The sequence below is a fragment of the Aestuariivita sp. genome, assembly GCF_049276915.1.
In the GTDB taxonomy this organism is placed as follows: Bacteria; Pseudomonadota; Alphaproteobacteria; order Rhodobacterales; family Rhodobacteraceae; genus Aestuariivita.
Genome location: NZ_JBASXK010000038.1, coordinates 1 through 2,181 on the forward strand (window position 1 = coordinate 1; position 2,181 = coordinate 2,181).

At 63.5% G+C, this 2,181-nt stretch carries 1 protein-coding gene; it reads left to right on the forward strand.

The annotated features are described in order from the left end of the window. Positions 1-155: 155 nt before the first annotated feature. On the forward strand, positions 156-2,181 hold a 2,026-nt coding region (locus tag WAO69_RS03680; protein ID WP_422176695.1), incomplete at its 3' end, for an Ig-like domain-containing protein.

Consider the following 2,181-nt stretch of genomic DNA (forward strand, 5'->3'; position numbering starts at 1 on the left):
TGGTGACGAAGCCAAAGCTTGCGTTTTCGCTGTCATGGATGCGGCGATCAATCGGGTTGGTTTCGGCAAAGGCGCGCACCGCCTCCAGCTTGTGCCCGAACCAGATAGATGCCGCGCGCTCGGCCGAACTGCCGCCACTGACGGCACAGGACGTGGTGGTCCAAGGCGTCGAGGACGCCGGAGAAGAGGGTATCTCGGGCGCGATTGATGTCGGGGAAGCCACGCAGGGGCTGGTCTTCGAGATCACCTCGGGGCCGGAAAACGGCACGGCCACGCTCCAGAATGACGGCACGTTCAACTACATTCCCGACGCGAATTTCAACGGTACGGACGGCTTCAACTATCGCGTGACGCGCACCGGTGGCGAGGTGGATGAAGGCCGCGTCGTGGTCGAGGTCGCTGCGGTCAACGATGCGCCGGTGCTGGAGAACTCGACGGCCGCGTCACCCGAAGACAGCCCGCTGATCGGGCAGTTGTCCGGCACGGATGTGGATGGCGATCCGCTGACCTATACGCTGGTGAGCGGAGCGACCAACGGGCTGGTGACGCTGCAGGAAAACGGCGTTTACAGCTATTCGCCCAATCTGCATTTCGAGGGCGAAGACAGCTTTGTCGTTGAGGTCTCCGACGCAAGCGGCGCGACGGATACCGCCACGGTAAGTATCACGGTCACCCCGGTGAATGACGCCCCCGTCGCCACCACCCCGGCCGCTCAGGCCGAAGGGGCGCTGGATGAAGCCGCCGGGAATGTTGCGGTCTCGGGCCAGTTTACGGCAACCGACCCGGATCTGGGCGACACACTGACATGGACGGGCTCGCAACAGGGCAGCTATGGCGCGCTGGTGGTCGAGGAGAACGGCAGCTGGACCTATACGCTGGACCCCGAGCTTGCCGATCCACTACCGGCTGGACAGACCGCGGTTGAAACCTTCACCGTCACGGTCTCGGACACCAGCGGAGCGAGCGACACAGAAACGGTCACCATCACGGTGACGGGTACGAACGACACGCCTGAGCTGACGACCGTGACAGGCGGCAATGCCGGTGCGGTGACCGAGGACAGTGAAGATCTGACCACCTCGGGCACGCTGAGCGCCAGCGACGTGGATGGCACTGACACGCTGACCTGGAGCAACCAGGGCGCGGATCAGGGCACCTATGGTGCAATCGCGATCAACGGCGATGGCAGCTGGACCTATACGCTGGACCCCGCGCTTGCCGACAGCCTGGGCGCGGGCCAGGAGGAGACCGAGACCTTCACCGCGCAGGTCGATGACGGCAATGGCGGCGTGGTCACGCAGGACATCACCATCACGGTGACGGGCAGCAATGATGCCCCGCGTATTGATGTCGCCGCGTCTTCGGTTTCGGGCACGGTCGAAGAGGGTGCCGAGGATAACACGGCCGGCGGCACGGTTGTCGCCAGTGACATTGATACCGACGAAACGGTGACCTTCTCGGTTCAGGGCGGCGGCGCGGGGGCCTATGGTATCCTGACCATCAATGCCACGACGGGGGCCTGGCTTTATACGCTGGACAACGCCGCGGCGGATGTTCTCACCGAAGGGCAGACCGAAGTTGAAACCTTCACCATCCTGGCCAGCGATGGAACCGAGAGCACGCAGCAACTGGTTTCGGTGACAGTCGAGGGGACCAATGACCTGCCGGTCATCACGACGAATGACGTCGTGGAAACCGTTCAGGATACGGAAGTGACTGGCACGCTCAGCGCGACGGACCCCGAGGGCGAGGCCATGGCCTTTTACCTTATATCAGTAGCTGACGGTGCCACGGTCACGATTCAGGCCACCGGGGAATTCTCGTACACTCCGGCGGCCGGTTTTGTCGGCTTTACCAGCTTTACCTATGAGGTCCAGGATGCAACCGGCGGCCAGACCCAGGGCACCCTGGCCATCGCCGTGGAAAGCGGTGGGGGTGGTGAGGGTGAGACCAACCCGGTCGATGTGTCCATCAACCTCACGGCGACAGCGGATGCGCCGGCGGGCAGCCTGACGATCGACGTGAACGAGATCGCGGCACCGCGGGTCAATGTGGTCTTTGCGCTGGATGGATCGGGCTCGGTTTCATCGGCGGACTGGGCTGCAGTCCTTGCCAACGTCCAGAGCGCACTGTCTGCGCTGCGCGCTACCTTCGGGCCTTCTGATACCGAAGTCACGGTTG